Here is a 19,092-nt window from a genome sequence, read left to right on the forward strand (position 1 = left end):
TGGGTGGTTGAGGTACCCACTGATAGTGCGGCCATGGAGCTTACGACCTCGAAGCGCGCGAGGACGGCGGAGCCAGCCAGCGCACCCCGGCGGTGGGCCGTGCTGGCGGTGCTGTGCCCGAGCCTGCTGCTGACCGGGATCGATCTGACCGTGACGCACGCGGCGGTGCCAAGCCTGACCAGGGAGCTGCACCCGAGCGGGGTACGGCTGCTGTGGATCGTGGACGTCTACTCCTTGACGGTCGCCGCGCTGTTGGTCACCTGCGGAACGCTGGGTGATCGAATCGGCCGTAAGCGGCTGGTGCTGTCCGGGTTCGCGCTGTTCGGGCTGGCCTCGACGGGTGCCGCGTTCGCCCAGACCTCCGGGCAGCTCATCGCCGCCCGCGCGCTGCTCGGCGCGGGCACCGCCATGATCATGTCTTCGACGGCGGCGATCATCCGCGTCGTCTTCCCCGACCGCCGGGAGCGGACCATCGCCATCGGCCTCTGGACCGCCGCGCACAGCGTCGGCGCGGCGGTCGGGCCCCTGGTGGGAGGGGCGCTGCTGCAGCGCTGGTGGTGGGGGTCGGTCTTCCTGCTCAACGTGCCGGTCGTCGCGGTGATCCTGGTGGCCGGTGCCCGGCTGATCCCCGAGTCGCGGAACCCCACGCCACGCCCCTGGGACCTGCCGGGGGTCGCGCTCTCGGCGGTGGGCCTCACGGCCGTCGTCTACGCGCTCAAGCAGGCGGGCGCGGAAGTGGGCGGCGGCGCGTCCGACATGGCCGTCACCGTGGTCGTGGGCGCGGTCGGGGTGGTGCTGCTGGCCGTTTTCGTACGGCGGCAGCGACGATCGCCGCAACCGCTCCTGGACTTCGCGCTGTTCGTGGACCGCCGCTTCACGACGGCGACCCTCTGTGTGCTCGGCTGCTTCGGCTGCTATGCGGCGATGCTGTTCTTCCTGACCCAGTGGTTCCAGCTCATCGACGGCGCGTCGCCGCTGCGCGCCGGGCTCGCGCTGCTGCCCCTGGCCGCCGCCAACGCGGCGGGCGCGGTGGTCGCTCCCTCGATGGCGCGCCGCTGGGGCGACCGCTGGGCGATGACCGGTGCGCTCGCGGGGTTCTCCGGTGCGCTGTTCCTCCTGTGCGCCGGCGGTGGCCCCGCGCGGTACGGAGTGGCAGTGGCCGTGATGCTCGCGTCGGGCGTCGGGGCGGGGGTGGTCATGACCTTGGCTTCCGACGCGATCATGGCCTCGGCCGATCCGGACCGGGCCGGGGAGGCCGCCGCGATCCAGGAGATCTCCTTCGAACTCGGCGCGGGCCTGGGCATCGCCGCCCTCGGTACCGTTCTCACCGCGACCTACCGCGCCGTACTGCCGTCCTCCATGCCCGGGATACCCACCGCGGACCGCCGGGCCGCCGGCGAGTCGATCGGCGCGGCGAACGCGATCGCGGACCGTTTGGCCCCGTCAACCTCCGCCCTGCTGCGGGCAACCGCCCGGCACGCCTACGATCGCGGCTTCACCGTGGCGGTGCTCTCGGCGGCGGTGGTCCTCGCGGCGACGGCCACCCTGGCCGCCCTGCTGCTGCGGTCACCTCGGCGGCATGGTCAACGTTGAGCTACTGGTCCGGCTCCTCCTCCGCGAAGAGCTCGTCGGCGGTGGAGACGGTGATGGCCCGGTCGAACCAGCGGTCGAGGATACTGAGGTCGGTACAGTTGGCGATGCGGTCGCGTGTCTCGTCCGAGGTGGGAATCCCCCTGGCTTTCAGGACGCGCAGCACGATCTTCGCGCGCACCTCTGCTCTTGCCTCGGCTCTTCCTGCGGCCTTGCCCTTGAGGAAGGTCTCCTCGATCAAAGTTCCCCGACCGGGGAAGTAGCTACCTACTACGGCCATGGCGTCCTCAGTCGTTCTCTGTGAAGAGCTCGTCGGCGGTGGAGACGGTGAGGGCGCGGTCGAGCCAGCAGTCCAGGGTGTCGAGGTCGGTGCAGTTGGTGATGCGGTCTCGGGTCTCCGCTGGGGTCGGGATCCCCCGCTTCTCCAGGACGCGCAGCACGCCCCGGGCTTCGCCCTCTGCCTTCCCCTTGAGGAAGGTCTCCTCGATGAGGGTGCCACGGCCGGGGAAGTAGGTACCCACGCTCATCTCGTTCCTCCAGGTGATTCCCGCTGGGGTAGTACTCCCCAGACCGATCTCCAGCAATTCTGTGTAGTAGCGGACAGAGTCCGGGTCGCCCGTTCCCATGGCACGAGCCAGGGCCTTCAGTATGGCCGGGGCATCCTGGTGGCTGCCATGTGTCAGGGCCGAGAAGGTCGCCAGGGTCAGGTCCTGGGCGGCCTCGTCGGGGTCGAGGATCACCGGAACGTTCCCGGGGCCCAGGACCAGTGGGTGTACGGACAGTGCCGTCCAGTCGTCCAGGCCCACTCGGAAGGGGCCGGTCGCCCACTCGGCGGTTGCCTTGTCCTGGCAGACTACGAGCAGCAGAGCACGTTGTTTGTATTTCGCCGCCAGATACGACACGTAGTACGCCCAGTTGACTGCCTTGTCGGGGTCGCAGCGCCCTTGGGCCTCGATCGCCAGGAGGAAGTCGTCGCCGTCGAACGGCTTGACGCGCAGCACGCTGTCCACGCGACGTTCCAGCGGGCGGATCTCCGTGGCGTCCGGGGTGAGTACTTCGACTGCCGCATTCTCGGGCGGCGACAGATCCAGGATGCGGAACACCGGAGCGAGTAACTCCGGTCGTTCTTGAAAGATGCGATGTGCGGCCTCATGCCGCGAACTGACCATGTGGGTGAACGTAGGGCCGTCGAAGCCGTGTGCACGGGGCAAATGATCGTTGATCACCCGATTGGGGGAAACAGCCCGTGTGAGGTCAGGCGGCGATCTCGTAGGCGCGCTGCTGCGGGGTGAGCTCGAACCAGAGGAGCTTGCCGCTGATGCCGAAGAGGTCGTCGGCGAGGGGATAGCCGCCCCAGTTGTCGGCGCACAGCCGGACGATGAGCAGGCCCCGGCCGGAGGTGGCGTCCAGATTGGCGGCGGCCTCGGTGAGGGCGGTGAAGCGGTCGAGGCGGCTGGGCGGGGCGTCGAAGGGTGCGGGGATGGTGGGGTTGGTGTCCCAGATGCTGACGCGGAGGCGGCTTTCGCAGAGGTGGCGGATGCGGAGTTGGGCGGGGCCGTCGGAGTGGCGGACGGCGTTGGTGACCAGCTCGCAGGTCAGGAGTTCCGCCGTGTCGGTCAGCTCGGCCATGCCGTGGGAGGCGAGGACCGCCCGGAGGGTGGCGCGTGAGATGCGTGCGGCCCGTGGGTCGTTGGGCAGGCGGAGGGAGTACGTCCAGGGGTCCCCGGGCGGTCCTGCGGTCGGCTCCTGTGGCGCTACGGTTGCCATGCGGGTCTCCCTCGGCTGGTCAAGTTGAGTGGCTTGGGTCACACCATACGGCGCTCGCTGTAATGTCTTCCATTGAAGTTGGGGAAGTCATTCCAAGTTGACTCGTGTGGGTGACATTCGCGCAGTGTGGGCATACCGAGGAGGAGACGGCCGGTGCCGCCAAGTAGTACACCCACCGCGAGGAAGCAAAGGTTGGGTGCCGAACTGCGCAAACTGCGTGAGCGCGCAGGGATGTCATCGACTGCGGCCGCAAGTCTCCTGGGCGGCAACCAAGCACGCATCAGCAACATCGAGGCAGGTCGCTACGCGGTGAGTGCGGACCGGGTACGTGTCCTGGCGCAGAACTACAGCTGCTCGGATCAGGTACTGGTCGATGCACTTGCCGCAATGACGGGAGACCGAAAACGAGGCTGGTGGGAGGAGTACCGGGAGACGTTCCCGTCTGGACTACTGGACTTGGCCGAGCTTGAGCACCACGCCGTCGCGGCTCGAGTGGCCCAGGTGATCACCATTCCCGGACTGCTGCAGACTCCCGAGCACGCCCGCGCGATCTTCCGTGATGTCGTCCCGCCGCTCATGCCGCCTGAAGTGGAACATCGGGTGTCGTACCGCGTGAAGCGTCAGGTCGTCCTGTTCCGAGATCAGCCGCTGCCGTACACCGCGATCATCCACGAGGCGGCCTTGAGAATGCAGTTCGGCGGGGCGGCTACGGCCAAGGCACAGCTTGAACACCTCATCGGCATGAGCGAGCGGGACCACGTGACAGTCGTCGTCATCCCCTTCGGCGGAGTGTCGTTCCCCATCTCGGCACACGGGGTTGACTACTTCTACGGTCCGGTGACCCAACTCGACACCGTCCAGCTCGATACAGCGCATGGCGTTGAACTGGTTGATGCTGCCGCCCAGTTGGAGAAGTACCGGTTGGTGCTCGACCGCATGGAGCAGGCGGCTCTGGGGCCGGACGAGTCACGGGACCTCATTCGGCGCATTGCGCGGGAGATTTGAAGGGGAAGGTTTGTGTCCAGGCTCAACTGGCGGAAGTCCACGTTCAGCGAAGAGGCGTCGTCCTGCGTCTACGTCGGTGCTACAGGCAACGGGAAGGTCAGGCTCCGGGAAAGCGACGAACCCGACGTCATCCTGACCACCACCCCCGCCGCCCTGCGCGCCCTCATACGGGGGGCCAAGGCCGGTGACCTCGACCGCTTCCAGTAAGGCGGGGCTTAAGACGCGACGGGCCGCCGGTAGAGGGGGGAGAACAGACGGCCCGTCGCGGCCGTCCGCGACGCTAAGGCCCTGCGCTGAGTGGGCGCTTACGCGGGGCTGAGTCCGGCCGCGACGGCCGGAGGAATAAGGGGAGGCGTCCGGATGACCCGCCGGGGTACCGTTCCGCGCATGGACTCGTTGCTTCAGATCTACGGCTGACAGGCCGTTCCGCCCCGCGCACCGGCGACATCGCCGCTGCGCCGGGCCGTCGTGTCCAGCTGGCCGTCTCGCCATTTCGCCGTAGATCTGAAACGAGTGATTCCCCATGTCCCGTCGCCGTGCCCATATCGCCATGGTCGGCATCCCCGCCATCAGCCACACCCTGCCCAGCCTTGAGATCATCCGTGAACTCGTGGCGCGCGGGCACCGGGTGACGTACGCCAATGGCGCCCGTATGGCGGACGTCATCGAGCGGACCGGCGCCGAGTTCGTGCCGTTCGAGTCCACCCTGCCGGTCACCGACAACGACTGGCCGGAGGACCCGATCGGTGCGATGACGCTGTTCCTGGACGACGCCGTCCACGTCCTGCCCCAACTGCGCGCGGTGTACGACCGGGACCCGGCCGACGCGTACCTCTACGACATCGGCGCGTACCCCGCGCGGGTGCTCGCCGAGACGCAGGGCCGTCCGCTGGTCCAGCTGTCGCCGACGATCGTGGCCTGGGAGGGCTACCACGATGAGTTCGGGGCGCAGCTCATGAGCCTTCCCGGCGCGGACGCGTATCAGGAGAAGTTCGCGGACTGGCTCACCGAGTCCGGGGCCACCACCACGGACCCGAACGCCTTCTCCGGTCTGCCGCCGCGCTGTGTCGCGCTCATCCCGCGCGCCATGCAGCCGAACGCCGACCGGGTGGACACCGAGGTGGTGACGTTCGTCGGGCCGTGCCTCGGGGACCGTGCCGACCAGGGCGGCTGGGAGCGTCCCGCCGGTGCGGAGAACGTGCTGCTGGTCTCGCTCGGCTCGGCGTACACCCGGCAGGCCGCCTTCTACCGCGAGTGCGTCGCGGCCTTCGGGGAGCTGCCCGGGTGGCATGTGGTGCTGCAGATCGGCAGTTACGTCGACCAGGGCGAGCTGGGGGAGGTCCCGGCGAACATCGAGGTCCACAACTGGGTGCCGCAGCTGGCGATCCTGGAGCGGGCCGACGCGTTCATCACCCACGCGGGGATGGGCGGCAGCAATGAGGGGCTGTACACCGGCTGTCCGATGATCGCCGTCCCGCAGGGCGCGGAACAGGCCATGAACGCCGACCGGTTGGTCGAGCTTGGCGTGGCCCGCCGCCTCGACACGGCGGACGCCACCGCCGGGGCCCTGCGTACCGCGCTGCTCGAGCTGACCGCGGACCCGGAGGTCGCGCGCGCCTCGGCGCGGCTGCGGGCCGAGGTGCGGGCCGAGGGCGGCACCGGGCGGGCGGCCGATCTGATCGAGGACGCGCTGCGGTAACACGACGACGGCCCGGCCGCCACGGGCGGCCGGGCCGTCGTCGGACACGGCGTTACTTCTTCACCGTGATGCGGTCCGCCTTCGGCGGGTCCAGGGGCGAGGACTGCGACGAGTGCGCGCCCAGGTAGGCCGTGAACGCGTCCAGGTCGGAGCCGCCGACGAGCTTGTTCTTGCCCTCCTTGAAGGCGGGGAAGCCGTCGCCGCCGCCCGCGATGAACTCGTTCAGCGCGACGCGGTAGGTCTTCGCGGGATCGATCGCCGCACCGTTCAGCTTCACCGAGTCCGTGACGATCCGGTCCTTGCCGGACTTGGTCAGATCCAGGGTGTAGGTGAGGCCCTTGGAGACCTGGAGGATCTTCGGGGAGGCCTCGTTGGCGCCGCTGACCTGCTGCTGGAGCGCGCTGATCAGCTGCGATCCGGTCAGGTCGATCACATTCATCATGTTGGTGAACGGCTGGACCGTGAACGCCTCGCCGTAGGTGACGACGCCGTCCCCCTCGCTCCCCGACGCCTTGTAGGCGAGGTCGGAGCGGATGCCGCCGGGGTTCATAAAGGCGAGTTGGGCGCCGCCCTTGTCGTCCGGGGAGAGCGCTTCGAGCTGGGCGTCGGCGATGGTGTCGCCCAGGGGGGTCTCATAGGCGGTGGAGCCGCGGCCGTTGATGTCGGCGGAGACATAGCCGACCGGCTTGTTGGCGATCGGGGCGGCCAGCTCGTTCCAGCGCCCGATGAGCGAGGTGATGTCCGGGGCCTTGGGCTGCTCGCGGTCCACGACGTGGTTCGCCGCGTGGGCGCCCTTCACGCTCGTCCGCACGATGTCGCCGGTGCGGCGGTCGTAGGTGAGCGTGGTGTCGGTGTAGAGGCGGCCGAAGGAGGCCGCGGAGGTCACCGTGCGCGGGGTGCCGGACGGGTCCGGGACGGTGCAGGTGTACGCCTGGTGGGTGTGGCCGGTGACCAGGGCGTCGACCTTGGGCGTGATGTTCTTGGCGATGTCGACGATGGGGCCGGAAATGCCCTTGCCCGCACCGCCGTTGTCGCAGTCGTAGTTGTACGAGGGGGAGGCGGGCAGCCCGCCCTCGTGGATGAGCGCGACGATCGACTTCACGCCCTTGCGCTGGAGCTCCTTGGCGTACTTGTTGACCGTCTCGACCTCGTCGTGGAACTTCAGGCCCTTGACGCCCTCGGCGGTGACGATGTCCGGGGTGCCCTCGAGGGTGACGCCGATGAAGCCGATCTTCACGCCCTTGTGCTTCCACACCGTGTAGGGCTTGAGGATGGGCTTGTCGGTCTTCTCGTCGGTGACGTTCGCGGCGAGGTAGGGGAAGTCGGCGCCCGGGAAGGTCTTGCCCTTCTCGTAGCAGCCCTCCTTGGGGTGGCAGCCGCCGTTCTGGACGCGGCTCAGCTCGGCGCGGCCCTCGTCGAACTCGTGGTTGCCGACCGCGGTGACGTCGAGGTGCAGCTTGTTGAGTGCTTCGATGGTCGGCTCGTCGTGGAAGAGCCCGGACAGCAGCGGGCTGGCCCCGATCATGTCGCCACCGGCGGCGGTGACCGAGTACGCGTGGCCCTTACGGGCGTTACGGAGGGAAGTGGCGAGGTATTCGGCGCCACCCGCCGGGATGGTCTTGGTGCTGCCGTCGGCCTGGGTCTCGTCGACGGTGCCCGAGGAGCCCTGCGGGGGCTCCAGGTTTCCGTGCAGATCGTTGAAGGACAGCAGCTGCACGTCGACGGTGCGCCCGGGCCGGTGCTTGTCCGTGGCGGCGCCACCGCTGTCCGCACCCGCCGGGCCCACGGCGGTCAGCACCCCGGCCGCGGCGGCCAGCACCGCGAATCCGGTGGCCAACCGACGCCCCGCCCCGCGCCGTTGAGGTCTCGCTGGCATGTCGTCCCCTTGTGCCCCGTGATGGATGGTGGAGCGCAGCTTACGGTCAACGCGCGTAGCGGGGCAGGGGGAGGAGGTTAAGAGCTGGTTGCCGATGGTCAACGGTGTGGGATGGCTTCGCCCGTTCGGCGAAAAAGTCCCGATGCGGGGTTTGGGTGACGGTGCGTTCAGCGCGTGGAATCTCGCGCATATGCAGCAGATGGCTCGCACATGGTCCGGACAAATTGGGCAACGAGCTGTTGCCTCATTGTCCTGGGGCCACACATCACCTTGCTCATGGGCCGCTGCGCGGGATGGGGCAGCCGGGTGACTCGCCGGTAATAAATTGGCCAGCGGCTTGCTGGCCAATGGGGCCGCCGTAGGCTCGGCTCCATGAATGACGTGGTGAACGAGACATCCGGCGCCCGGCGGCTCGATGTGCTGGAGGAGTTGACGTCGGCCGAGGTGGCGGATGTGCTGCGGCTGGTCGCGGAGGCCGCGCGGGCCGATGGGCAGCAGGCGGTGTCCGAGCAGGGACGGCTGCGGCTGCGGGGGCGGCGGGAGGGGGTGCGTCATCTGGTGTTGCGGGAGCCCAGCGGGGAGCTGGTGGGGTACGCGCAGCTGGAGGACACCGATCCGGTGGAGGCACCGGCCGCCGAGCTGGTCGTGCATCCGGGGCACCGCGGGCAGGGGCACGGCCGGGCGCTGGGGGTGACGCTGCTGAGGGAGTCGGGGAAGCGGCTGCGGGTCTGGGCGCACGGGGGGCATGCCTCGGCGCGCCATCTCGCGCAGGTGCTGGGGCTGACGCTGTTCCGGGAGCTGCGACAGATGCGGCGGCCCCTGGGATCGCTCGCGGAGCTGGGCCTTGGCGAGCCAGTCTTCCCGGAGGGGGTGACCGTACGGACCTTCCGGCCGGGTGCGGACGACGCCGCGTGGCTGGCGGCGAACGCGGCGGCCTTCGCCCACCACCCCGAGCAGGGCTCGCTCACCCAGCGTGATCTGGATGACCGCAAGGGTGAGCCGTGGTTCGACCCGGAGGGGTTCTTCCTGGCCGAGCGGGACGGGGAGATCGTCGGGTTCCACTGGACGAAGGTGCATGCCGAGGAGGGGCTGGGGGAGGTCTATGTCGTAGGGGTGCGGCCGGACGCGCAGGGTGGCGGTCTCGGTAAGGCGCTGACCTCGGTCGGGCTGCGGCATCTGGCGGCTCGGGGGCTGCCGACCGCGATGCTCTATGTGGACGCCGACAACTTCCCCGCGGTCGCCGTCTACGAGCGGCTTGGCTTCGTTACCCATGAGACGGATCTGATGTATCGGACGGAGACCTGAGCGAAGGTCTGGTCGAAATCTGAGCGGGGCTGAGTCCGGGGGGCGTCCGGGCCGCCGCGGGAGCCTGACGGGGGCGTGACGGGGGCGGGACCCCTGGGGGATGGGTCCCGATTTCCTACCCGCCATGTGTCCGTTACCGGCGATTCAACCTTGGTTGCGAGCATCACTGAATGCAGCCCGCTGTGCCGAATTCGTCGAACCGGAGGCTACGTGCCGTTTCCGCACCCGCTTCCGTCACGCCGTATTCACCTCCGGCGCGGAACAATGAGTTCATGAGCCACACAAGCGGTCAGGCATCGGCTTCCCCGCAGCCCCAGCCTCCCTCCCAGCCTTCGGTCGGGTCCATCGCGGCCCACCGGCCGCATGCTGTCGCCGCGCCGGTGCGGTCGCTCGACCCCGACCTCGACGCCGATCTGGACTCGTACGAGGAGGGGGCCGGGCCCGGTACGGACGGCGGGGAGCTGCCGCAGGGGCGGTTCCTGGACCGGGAGCGCAGCTGGCTCGCGTTCAACGAGCGGGTGCTGGAGCTGGCCGAGGACCCGTCCACCCCGCTGCTGGAGCGGGCCAACTTCCTGGCGATCTTCGCGGGCAACCTGGACGAGTTCTTCATGGTGCGGGTCGCCGGGCTCAAGCGGCGCATCGCCACCGGGGTCGCCACCCGCTCGGCCTCCGGGCTGCAGCCGCGCGAGGTGCTGGAGCTGATCTGGAACCGGTCCCGTGAGCTCATGGCCCGGCACGCCGCCTGCTACCAGCAGGACGTCGCCCCGGCGCTCGCGGAGGAGGGCATCCATCTGGTCCGCTGGCCGGATCTCACCGAGAAGGAGCAGTCCCGCCTCTTCACCCTCTTCCGGCAGCAGATCTTCCCCGTGCTGACCCCGCTCGCCGTGGATCCGGCGCACCCCTTCCCGTATATCTCGGGGCTGTCGCTCAATCTCGCGGTCGTGGTGCGCAACCCCGTGAGCGGGCATGATCACTTCGCACGTGTGAAGGTTCCGCCGTCGCTCTCCCGGTTCCTGGAGGCGTCGGCGCAGCGGTACGTACCGCTGGAGGACGTGATCGCGGCGCATCTGGAGGCGCTCTTCCCGGGGATGGAGGTGCTCGCGCACCACATGTTCCGGGTGACGCGCAATGAGGACCTCGAGGTCGAGGAGGACGACGCCGAGAACCTTCTCCAGGCCCTGGAGAAGGAGCTGCTGCGCCGCCGCTTCGGGCCCCCGGTGCGGCTGGAGGTCGAGGAGTCCATCGACCCGTACGTACTGGACCTGCTGGTGCGCGAGCTGAAGATCTCGGACGCGGAGGTCTATCCGCTGCCCGGGCCGCTCGACCTCACCGGTCTGTTCGGCATAGCCGCGCTGGACCGGCCGGAGCTGAAGTACCCCAAGTTCGTGGCGGGCACCCACCGGGACCTCGCCGAGGTGGAGTCCGCCTCGCCGCCGGACATCTTCGCGGCGCTGCGCGAGCGGGACGTCCTGCTCCACCACCCGTACGACTCCTTCTCCACCTCCGTGCAGGCGTTCCTGGAGCAGGCGGCGGCCGATCCGGACGTCCTGGCGATCAAGCAGACGCTGTACCGCACCTCCGGCAAGTCGCCGATCGTCGACGCGCTCATAGACGCCGCCGAGTCCGGCAAGCAGGTGCTGGTGCTGGTCGAGATCAAGGCCCGCTTCGACGAGCACGCCAACATCAAGTGGGCGCGCAAGCTGGAGGAGGCGGGCTGCCATGTCGTCTACGGCCTGCTGGGGCTGAAGACCCACTGCAAGCTGTCGCTGGTGGTCCGCCAGGAGGGCGACACCCTCACCCGCTACTCGCACGTGGGCACCGGCAACTACCACCCCAAGACCGCCCGGCTGTACGAGGACCTGGGGCTGCTGACGGCGAACTCCCAGGTCGGCGCGGACCTCTCCGACCTCTTCAACCGGCTGAGCGGGTACTCCCGGCGGGAGAACTACCGGCGGCTGCTGGTCGCGCCGAAGTCGCTGCGCGGCGGGCTGATCACCCGGATCAACAAGGAGATCACCCACCATCGGGCGGGGCGCCCGGCCTACGTCAAGATCAAGGTCAACTCGATGGTCGACGAGGCCGTCGTCGACGCCCTCTACCGGGCCTCGCGGGCCGGGGTGCCGGTGGATGTGTGGGTGCGCGGCATCTGCGCGCTGCGGCCGGGTGTTCCCGGGCTCTCGGAGAACATCCGGGTCCGCTCGGTCCTCGGACGCTTCCTGGAGCATTCGCGCGTGTTCGCGTTCGGGAACGGCGGCGAGCCGGAGGTGTGGATCGGCAGCGCCGACATGATGCACCGCAATCTCGACCGCCGGATCGAGGCGCTGGTGCGGGTCACCGACCCCGGGCACCGCGCCGCGCTCAACCGCCTGCTGGAGACCGGGATGGCCGACGCCACCTCCTCCTGGCACCTGGGCCCGGACGGCGAGTGGACCCGGCACGCCACGGACGCGGAGGGCCAGCCGCTGCGGAACGTTCAGGAGATGCTCATCGATGCCCGGAGGCGACGGCGTGGTTCAACGACATGACCTGCCGTCGGCCGGGATGACGACGGGCGCCACGGATCCGGCCACGGACCGGTCCGCCGATTTGGCCGTGGGCTCGGCCGTGGGTCCAGCTGCTGGTCCGGCTCCCGACTCGGCCGGGGATTCGTGCGCCGAGCTGGCCGTTGGCTCGGCGGGGGCCGCGGCGGCGCCTTCCGCGGCTTCCGGGGCGGCTTCGTGGGAGTCGGCGACGGCCGGGGAGGTGCTGTCGGCGTATCTGCACGCCCAGGCCGGGGACTTCCTGCGCAGCCTGCGGCTGCACCGCGAGAGCGGGTCCGACGTCCAGGAGGCGGCCGAGGCCGCCCGGCTGTTGCGCCGCGCCGCGCGGCGGATCAGCGGTGCGCTCTACGTCTACCGCCCGCTCACCGACCCGGCCTGGTCCGATGAGCTGCGGACCGAGCTGGCCTGGCTGTCCGGCACGCTGGCGCGGGAGCACGCCTACGCGGAGCGGCTGGACCGGCTGCGCGGCGCCCTGCACCGGCTCTCGGGCGCGGGCGGCCCCGCGGACCGCTCCACGCGGGGTGACCCGGACCGTTCCCCGCAGGGCGAGGGGGCGGCCGACGAGACCGCGAGCCGGGGTGAGCGGTTCTCCGACGCACAGCCGGTGAACGCCGCGCACGCGACGCCCGCCGCGCGCACCGCGCGCGGCGGGGTCACGGTCACGGTCACGGTCGAGGGCGGCGGGAGCGGCTCCTCCGGCACCGCGGGCCCGATTCCCCGCTCCACCCGTGCCTCCCGCCGCAGCGTCTCCCTGGGCGCCGGTGCGCCGGGAGGCGGGGCCGCGGACGCTGCCGGGGGGCCGGGTGCGCGGCCCGGTCCGGCGGAGGCGGGCGGCGCCGCCGAGGGCGCGACGGCCGGAACGACCAGGGACCGGGACCGTGATGAGGGGCGGGCGGCCGGACGGCGCCGCGGCGAGCGCGGTGACAGGAGCGGCCGGGGCGCCAAGGGCGAGCGGGATGAGAGGGGCGAGCGGTCCGGCCAGCCGGGCGCGGCCCATCAGCGGGCCGGTGCCGAGGAGGAGGCCCGCGGCGGGGCGCTGACCGTGGGCGCGGCCCGCGCCGGAGCGCTGCTTGAGCGCCAGCTCACGCTGGCCAGGACCCGGGCCCACACCGCCACCCTGGAGGCGCTGGGCTCCTCCCGCTTCCACGCGGTCGCCGACACCGTCGCCCTGCTCGCCTCCGACGTACCCCTCGACGAGGCCAACGCCGCCCGCCCCGCCGGGCAGGTGCTGCCGCCGCTCGCCGAGCTGGCGCACCGGCGGCTGGCCGAGGCGGTGGAGGCGCTGCCGCTGGTCCGCGCCGGGCATCCGTACAACGCGGAGGCGCTGGTCCACGGGCTGGCGGCGACCCCCGCGGCGGACGCCCCGCCCGCGAGCGAGCGCCAGGACTCCCCCTGGCACCAGGTGCGCCATCTGCTGCGGCTGCGGCGGTACGCGCTGGAAGTGCTCGACCAGGCGTGGCAGCGGCCGAACGGGGCGAGCGGCCCCAACGCCTCCGGCCAGGGCGGCACCGGCAGCTCCGGCGGTTCCGCCCCGAGCGGTTCCGTGCCCGGCGGTTCCGGGTCCGGCGGCTCCGGGGCCGTGGATGCCGAGTCGCCGCTGTCCGTATGGCTGCTGGCCGCCGGGCAGGCGCTGGAGCGCCACCGCGACGCGTCCGAGGCTGCCGCCGCCGCTGCGGCAGCCGCTCGTACGCCCCGGATCGCCCCGGCGACGGCGTACGCGCTCGGGGTGCTCCACGCCGATCAGCGGCATGAGGTCGAGGCGGCCCGCTTCGCGTTCGGCCGGATCTGGCGGCGCGTGTCCCCCACCAGAGCCTCCTGACGCCCGGCGCCGGGCCCGAAGACCGGGGGCAGAGCGCGCAAGAAGACCCAGGAGACCGGGGAAGGAGAGAGGGCGGATGAACCGGCGGAACTCCCGTGACGACGGGCTGGCCGGAACGGACACCGGATCCAGCACCGGAACGGACACCGGAGCCGGCACCGGCACGGACACCGGATCCAGCACCGGCACCGGCACGGACACCGACAGGCACACCGGCACCGTCCTGGCGGCGGGCTGCGTCCTGTGGCGGCGATCCCCACGCGGCGGCGGGCTCGAGATCGCCCTCGTCCACCGGCCCCGCTACGACGACTGGTCCCACCCCAAGGGCAAGCTGAAGCGCGGCGAGGACGCGCTGCGCGGAGCGGTGCGCGAGGTCGCCGAGGAGACCGGCATGGGCTGCGCCCCGGGGGAGGCGCTGCCCACACTCCACTACCTGGCCAAGGGCCGCCCCAAACAGGTCCGTTACTGGGCGGCGGAGGCACTGGACCACGACGAGGCCTTCGTGCCCAACTCCGAGGTCGACCGCCTGGTCTGGCTGCCCCCGGACGCGGCCCGCCGCCGCCTCAGCTACGACCACGACCGCACCCTCGTCGACGCCCTGCTGCACACCCCGCGGCCGTCCTGAACGACGGCCTACAGGAAGCGCGAGAGGAAGGCCCGGGTCCGGGGGTTGGCGGGGCTGTCCAGCACCTCCCGCGGGGTGCCCGTCTCCAGAACCTGGCCGTCGTCCATGAACACGACCCGGTCCGCCACCTCCTTCGCGAACCCGATCTCATGCGTCACCACGAGCATGGTGAGGCCGTCCCGGGCCAGGTCGCGCATGGTCGCCAGGACCTCGCCGACGAGTTCGGGGTCCAGGGCGCTGGTCGGCTCGTCGAAGAGCATCAGCTTCGGCCGCATGGCCAGGGCGCGGGCGATGGCCACGCGCTGCTGCTGACCGCCGGACAGCTGGCGCGGATACGACGCCGCCTTGTCGGCCAGCCCCACCCGGGTCAGCAGCTCCATCGCCGTCTTCCGCGCCTTGGCCTTGGAGAGGCCGAGCACACCGACCGGGGCCTCGATGACGTTCTCCAGGACCGTCTGGTGCGGAAAGAGGTTGAAGTGCTGGAACACCATGCCGATGTCGCGCCGCTGCCGGGTCACCTCGCGCGGACGCAGATGGTGGACGTGTCCGCCGGACCGCCGGAAGCCGATCAGCCTGCCCTCCACATGGATGGAGCCCGCGTCGATCTGCTCCAGGTGGTTGATGCAGCGCAGGAAGGTCGACTTGCCGGAACCGGACGGCCCCAGGAGCACCACGACCTCGCCCCGGCCCACCTCTAGGTCGATACCGCGCAACACCTCCAGCTGTCCGAACCGCTTGCGGACCCGCTGGGCCACGACCATCGGCACCTTCCCTGCGGTCGCCCCGCCGACAGAAGCCTCCCCGGCGGTCGCCTCCGGGCCGGTGGCCTTCTGGTCAGGGGCCTTCTGGTCCGGGGACTTCTGGCCGGTGGCCTCCTGGGTGTCCTGGGCCGTCATGTCTCCTCCTTGGAGAGGGGGCTGTCCGCGGACGTGGACGGTGACGGTGACGAGGCGTCCGGACGTCGGCGGAAGAGCGCGAAGTTCCAGAACCCCTGAGGGGCCTGGCGGGTCGCCCCGCGGGCGTAGTACCGCTCGATGAACGACTGGCCGACGTACAGCACGGACGTCATGACCAAGTACCACAGGCACGCCACGATCAGCAGCGGGATGGTCTCGAAGGTGCGGTTGTAGATCGACTGGACGGTGTAGAGCAGGTCGGCCAGCGCGAGCACGCTCACCAGCGAGGTCGCCTTCAGCATGTTGATGACCTGGCTGCCGGTCGGCGGGACGATGAAGCGCATGGCCTGCGGGAGGATGACCCGCCGCAGGATCCTCGCGCGGCCCATGCCGAGCGCGGCGGCGGCCTCCGTCTGGCCCTGGTCGACGCCCAGCAGACCGCCCCGCACGATCTCGGCCATGTACGCGGCCTCGTTGAGACCGAGGCCGAGGATGGCGGCGAGCCAGGGGGTGATGAGCGTGTTGGTGTGCCCGCTGATGAACTCCGGGCCGAACGGCACCCCGAAGGAGATCCGCGGCAGCAGCGCCGAGAGGTTGTACCAGAAGACCAGCTGCACCAGGACCGGAATGCCGCGGAAGAACCAGACGTAGGCGCCGCAGACCGTGCTGAGCACGCGGTTCTCCGACATCCGCCCCACCGCGACGAGCACCCCGCCCGCGATGCCGATGAGCATGGCGATCGCGGTCAGCTCGACCGTGGTGGCGATGCCCTGCCCGATGATCTGGGCCCCGAAGTAGTCGCCGACGGTGCCCCATTCGAAGTGGGGGTTGGTGATCAGGAAGTGGACGAGCTGGGCGCCGAGGACCGCGAGGAGCAGGACCGCGAGCCAGCGCAGCGGATGGCGGACGGGGGACGCCCCGGCCACGTCGACGTCGGGGACGGCACCGGGCGTGGGCCCGGCCTTCCCCGCGTCATCCCGGGTGGCCGGGGGTTGTGTGGTGGCCATGGGTGGCTCACCTCCTCACAGGGTCAGGATTCGCCGCCGAGGTTGACGCCCGGCTTGTCGAGGGTGTTGGCGGACAGGCCCCACTTCTTCATGATCTTTCCGTAGGTGCCGTTGTCGATGAGGGCCCGGATCGCCTTGAGGAGCACATCGCGCAGCGGGGAGCCCTTGGCGACGACCGCGCCCTGGTAGAGGTCGTCGAAGCCGTTGCCCTTGCCGGTGCCGGTCAGTTCGAGCTGGTCCTTGGCCTGCTCCACGAAGTAGGTCAGCGGCGCCTGGGAGGAGAAGAAGGCGTCCGCGCGGCCGGAGCGCACGGCCAGGATCGAGCCGGGCTGGTCCTTGTACGACTGCACCCGCAGGGCCTTCTTTCCGTTCTTCTCGCAGGTGAGCGCCTGCTGCTTGATGACGCCCTCGGCGGAGCCGCCCGCCATCACCGCGATCCGCTGTCCGCAGGTGTCGGCCAGGGAGTCGATGTGGTGCGGATTGCCCTTGGGCACGGCGAAGACGACGAACTCCCGCACCCAGTCGACGAAGTCGTTGGCGCCCTGCCGGTCCTTGAAGTCGCCGACGGGGCCGAGGGCGAAGTCGTAGCGGCCCGCCTTGATGCCGGTGAGCTGGCTGGGCAGCCCGTCCGTGGTCACATGCCGGATCTTCACGCCGAGGACCTGCCCGAGCGCCCCGGCGAGGTCGGCGGAGGCCCCGGTGAGGCTGTGGCCGTCGGAACCGGCGATCTCATACGGCGGGAAGGATCCGTTGTTGACCGATACCAGCGTGCCGGACCTGCGGTTCTTCGCGGGCAGTCGCGCGTGCAGCGCCTTGTCCACGGGGAGCTTGACCGACGCCGCCCCGGAGTCGCCGGAGGAGTCGGCGGCGCCCTCCGCCTGCGGCGGGTTGGACCCGCAGGCGGCCAGGGCGAGACAGCAGGACAGGGCGGTGGCCGCGGTGGCCGCTGTGGCCAGCGGACGACGTCTCATGGGGTTGCTCACTGGGGCGCTCCGAGGGGGATGACGGTGGGGTCGACGGCGAACCGGCGGTTGACCAGGACGGGGAGGGTGCGACGAGCGGCGGCGGTGGCGTCGGGAGCGGCGTCGGCCCAGGCCAGCCCGGGGGCGGCGGCGAGCCGGGTGCGTACGGTGCCGAGGGGGTCGACGACGAGGCTGCTGCCGATGTTGCGCGGACCGCATTCGCCGCTCGCCGCCACCCAGCAGGTGTTCTCCAGGGCCCGTGCGGTGACCATGACCTCCCAGTGCCGTTCCTTGGCCGGGCCGCGCACCCACGCCGCGGGCAGGGCCAGCACCTCGGCACCGGCGTCCACCAGCAGCCGGGCCAGCTCGGGGAAGCGGACGTCATAGCAGGTCATCAGGCCCACCTTGGTGCCCGCCACATCGATGACGACGGGCGGCTCATCCGCCGGGCGGACGTTGGCCGACTCCAGGTCGCCGAAGGCGTCATAGAGGTGGATCTTGCGATAGCGGGCGATCAGCTCACCGTCGCGCAGCGCCACCAGGGTGTTGAACACCCGGCCGTCCTCGGACGGCTCATGGATGCCGACCACCACCGTGGTGGCGGATCCGGCGGTGGCGGCTAGCAGCTCGGTGACGAAGGGGCCGTCGAGGGGCTGGGCCACCTCGCGGATGCGGTGGCGGTCCTCGGTGAAGCGGGCGAGTACGCCCTCGGGGAGGACGAGCAGATCCGCGCCGCCCCGCACCGCCTCGGCGGTGAGCTCCTGGCAGGCGGCCAGGTTGTCCTTCCAGTCGGGGGAGGCGGCGAACTGTCCTACGGCGATGCGCATATGGGGTGCTCCGGAGCGGGTCAGCGTGGGGGAACGGCGGGGACTGCGGGAAGGGCGGGGGCTGCGGGGTTCAGAGCGCGGGGACGGCGGCCAGGGCCGGGTCGGGGAAGACCACATCGGGGTCTATGGGCTCGGGCCAGACGCCCTGGGCGTACAGCTCCTCGCAGAAGGCCCGGGTCATCTCCGCGTTGCACTTCGTCCCGTACGGCATCCAGTCGTCGCCGAACAGCCGCGCCGACTCGGTCAGTTCGTGCAGCAGCCACGGTGTGGTGTCGGCGAGCAGCCGGCGCCTGTCGAGCCACCGGCGCTTGGACTCCTCCAGGCCCGTGAGCAGGGCGGCGGGCAGTGCCGGATGGGCCTCGACGACCTCCCGCTTGAGCGTCACCAGATGGATGCCGGGGACGAACCCGGTGGCCTCCCAGTAGGCGCGCTCCTCGGCCCGGTGGTCGTCGAGCAGATGGCGGAAGCGGCTGGTCCTGGTGAACAGCTCCTGCGGCATGAAGGGGGAGAGCAGCGCGTCCAGCCGCCCCGCGGCCAGCTCGTCCACCAGGGATTCGCCCTCGGCCATCACCGAGACATGGGCGGGCAGCGGCCGGTCGCCCACCCGGTCCTTGCCGGTCTCGCCCGCGGTCAGCGGTCCGATCCGCCACCGGATGGCCGCGAGGTCCACTCCGGCGCCGCGCAGCAGGGCCCGGGTCCAGGTGTTGCCGGAGTCGGGCCAGCCGGTGAGCCCGATACGGGCCCCGGCGAGCTGGCCGATGGAGCGCAGCGGGCTGTCCTCGCGGACCAGGACGCAGCGGTGGCGGAAGCCGCGCATGACGAACGCGGGGAGCCCGACGAGCCGGTCGTCCCCCGCCGCGCGGGCCTGCACATAGCGGCTGAAGGAGGTCTCACCGCCGTCGAGAACGGGTTCGGCGAGGACGTCGGGGGTGACGTCCCGCGCCTCGATCCGGACCGTGAACCCGGGGATCTCGACGAGCCCGGAGACGAGGGGCACCAGATGGTCCCAGTCGCGAAGTCCCAGGCGTATCACGGGAGATGACACAGTACGTACTCCTTGCACATGGCATTTTCGGCGCAAAGCTCGCATTCGGCTGCGCGATGCCAGGCAGGCTATTGTTCAGTGAATCGGGCAGACAAGGTCTGTTTTGTTACCGAACATAGTTTTTCCGTG

General features: G+C 70.7%; 17 protein-coding genes. 8 read left to right on the plus strand and 9 right to left on the minus strand.

Annotated elements, in window-relative coordinates; translation table 11 throughout:
* Window positions 1–33: 33 nt before the first annotated feature.
* Window positions 34–1,593, plus strand: a complete 1,560-nt coding sequence (locus tag VT50_RS00400) for an MFS transporter (protein ID WP_078840726.1) — start codon at window positions 34–36, stop codon at window positions 1,591–1,593.
* 1 nt (window position 1,594) lies between these two features.
* On the opposite strand, the gene VT50_RS00405 is transcribed toward VT50_RS00400, so the two are convergent.
* From VT50_RS00405 to VT50_RS00415, 3 genes are all read right to left on the minus strand, one after another.
* Complete coding sequence (locus VT50_RS00405; RefSeq protein WP_053048583.1) at window positions 1,595–1,870, minus strand: hypothetical protein; 276 nt, start codon at window positions 1,868–1,870, stop codon at window positions 1,595–1,597.
* A 7-nt stretch (window positions 1,871–1,877) separates the two neighbouring features.
* The gene (locus tag VT50_RS00410) at window positions 1,878–2,759 is read right to left on the minus strand and encodes a hypothetical protein (RefSeq protein WP_046086536.1); all 882 of its coding nucleotides are present in this window, start codon (window positions 2,757–2,759) and stop codon (window positions 1,878–1,880) included.
* 85 nt (window positions 2,760–2,844) lie between these two features.
* A complete protein-coding gene (locus VT50_RS00415) occupies window positions 2,845–3,357 on the minus strand; it encodes an ATP-binding protein (RefSeq protein WP_046086535.1) in 513 nt (170 codons plus the stop codon).
* 153 nt (window positions 3,358–3,510) lie between these two features.
* On the opposite strand from VT50_RS00415, the gene VT50_RS00420 reads away from it, so the two are divergent.
* The 3 genes from VT50_RS00420 to VT50_RS00430 all read left to right on the plus strand — a co-directional run bounded on the left by VT50_RS00420 (window position 3,511) and on the right by VT50_RS00430 (window position 6,061).
* On the plus strand, window positions 3,511–4,362 hold the full coding sequence (locus tag VT50_RS00420) for a helix-turn-helix domain-containing protein (protein WP_075200362.1): 852 nt from the start codon (window positions 3,511–3,513) through the stop codon (window positions 4,360–4,362).
* Window positions 4,363–4,374: 12 nt separating this feature from the next.
* The gene (locus tag VT50_RS00425; RefSeq protein ID WP_046086533.1) at window positions 4,375–4,569 is read left to right on the plus strand and encodes a DUF397 domain-containing protein; all 195 of its coding nucleotides are present in this window, start codon (window positions 4,375–4,377) and stop codon (window positions 4,567–4,569) included.
* 316 nt (window positions 4,570–4,885) lie between these two features.
* Window positions 4,886–6,061: a macrolide family glycosyltransferase gene (locus VT50_RS00430; protein WP_046086532.1), complete on the plus strand. Its 1,176-nt coding sequence runs from the start codon at window positions 4,886–4,888 to the stop codon at window positions 6,059–6,061.
* A gap of 52 nt (window positions 6,062–6,113) precedes the next feature.
* Here VT50_RS00430 and VT50_RS00435 read toward each other — a convergent pair whose 3' ends face one another.
* On the minus strand, window positions 6,114–7,937 hold the full coding sequence (locus VT50_RS00435) for a bifunctional metallophosphatase/5'-nucleotidase (protein WP_046086531.1): 1,824 nt from the start codon (window positions 7,935–7,937) through the stop codon (window positions 6,114–6,116).
* A gap of 372 nt (window positions 7,938–8,309) precedes the next feature.
* On the opposite strand from VT50_RS00435, the gene mshD reads away from it, so the two are divergent.
* The 4 genes from mshD (at window position 8,310) to VT50_RS00455 (ending at window position 14,226) form a co-directional block, all read left to right on the plus strand.
* Window positions 8,310–9,242, plus strand: a complete 933-nt coding sequence (gene mshD, locus VT50_RS00440) for a mycothiol synthase (RefSeq protein ID WP_046086530.1) — start codon at window positions 8,310–8,312, stop codon at window positions 9,240–9,242.
* A gap of 272 nt (window positions 9,243–9,514) precedes the next feature.
* A complete protein-coding gene (locus VT50_RS00445) occupies window positions 9,515–11,767 on the plus strand; it encodes an RNA degradosome polyphosphate kinase (RefSeq protein ID WP_046086529.1) in 2,253 nt (750 codons plus the stop codon).
* 133 nt (window positions 11,768–11,900) lie between these two features.
* A complete protein-coding gene (locus VT50_RS00450) occupies window positions 11,901–13,601 on the plus strand; it encodes a CHAD domain-containing protein (RefSeq protein ID WP_053048586.1) in 1,701 nt (566 codons plus the stop codon).
* Between the two features lie 76 nt (window positions 13,602–13,677).
* Window positions 13,678–14,226 (plus strand): NUDIX hydrolase, encoded by a 549-nt coding sequence (locus tag VT50_RS00455; protein ID WP_078840725.1) that lies wholly within the window; start codon window positions 13,678–13,680, stop codon window positions 14,224–14,226.
* An 8-nt stretch (window positions 14,227–14,234) separates the two neighbouring features.
* On the opposite strand, the gene VT50_RS00460 is transcribed toward VT50_RS00455, so the two are convergent.
* The 5 genes from VT50_RS00460 to VT50_RS00480 all read right to left on the minus strand — a co-directional run bounded on the left by VT50_RS00460 (window position 14,235) and on the right by VT50_RS00480 (window position 18,963).
* The gene (locus VT50_RS00460) at window positions 14,235–14,987 is read right to left on the minus strand and encodes an amino acid ABC transporter ATP-binding protein (RefSeq protein WP_046086563.1); all 753 of its coding nucleotides are present in this window, start codon (window positions 14,985–14,987) and stop codon (window positions 14,235–14,237) included.
* A gap of 131 nt (window positions 14,988–15,118) precedes the next feature.
* Complete coding sequence (locus VT50_RS00465) at window positions 15,119–16,129, minus strand: amino acid ABC transporter permease (protein WP_075200361.1); 1,011 nt, start codon at window positions 16,127–16,129, stop codon at window positions 15,119–15,121.
* 23 nt (window positions 16,130–16,152) lie between these two features.
* The gene (locus VT50_RS00470; RefSeq protein ID WP_046086527.1) at window positions 16,153–17,100 is read right to left on the minus strand and encodes an ABC transporter substrate-binding protein; all 948 of its coding nucleotides are present in this window, start codon (window positions 17,098–17,100) and stop codon (window positions 16,153–16,155) included.
* Window positions 17,101–17,108: 8 nt separating this feature from the next.
* On the minus strand, window positions 17,109–17,918 hold the full coding sequence (locus VT50_RS00475; RefSeq protein WP_046086526.1) for a deaminated glutathione amidase: 810 nt from the start codon (window positions 17,916–17,918) through the stop codon (window positions 17,109–17,111).
* Between the two features lie 70 nt (window positions 17,919–17,988).
* Window positions 17,989–18,963 carry a substrate-binding domain-containing protein gene (locus VT50_RS00480; protein ID WP_046086525.1) on the minus strand — a complete coding sequence of 325 codons (975 nt, stop codon included), beginning with the start codon at window positions 18,961–18,963 and terminating at the stop codon, window positions 17,989–17,991.
* Between the last annotated feature and the right edge of the window lie 129 nt (window positions 18,964–19,092).

Origin of the sequence: Streptomyces antioxidans (assembly GCF_000968685.2) — a bacterium.
GTDB classification, from domain to species: Bacteria; Actinomycetota; Actinomycetes; order Streptomycetales; family Streptomycetaceae; genus Streptomyces; species Streptomyces antioxidans.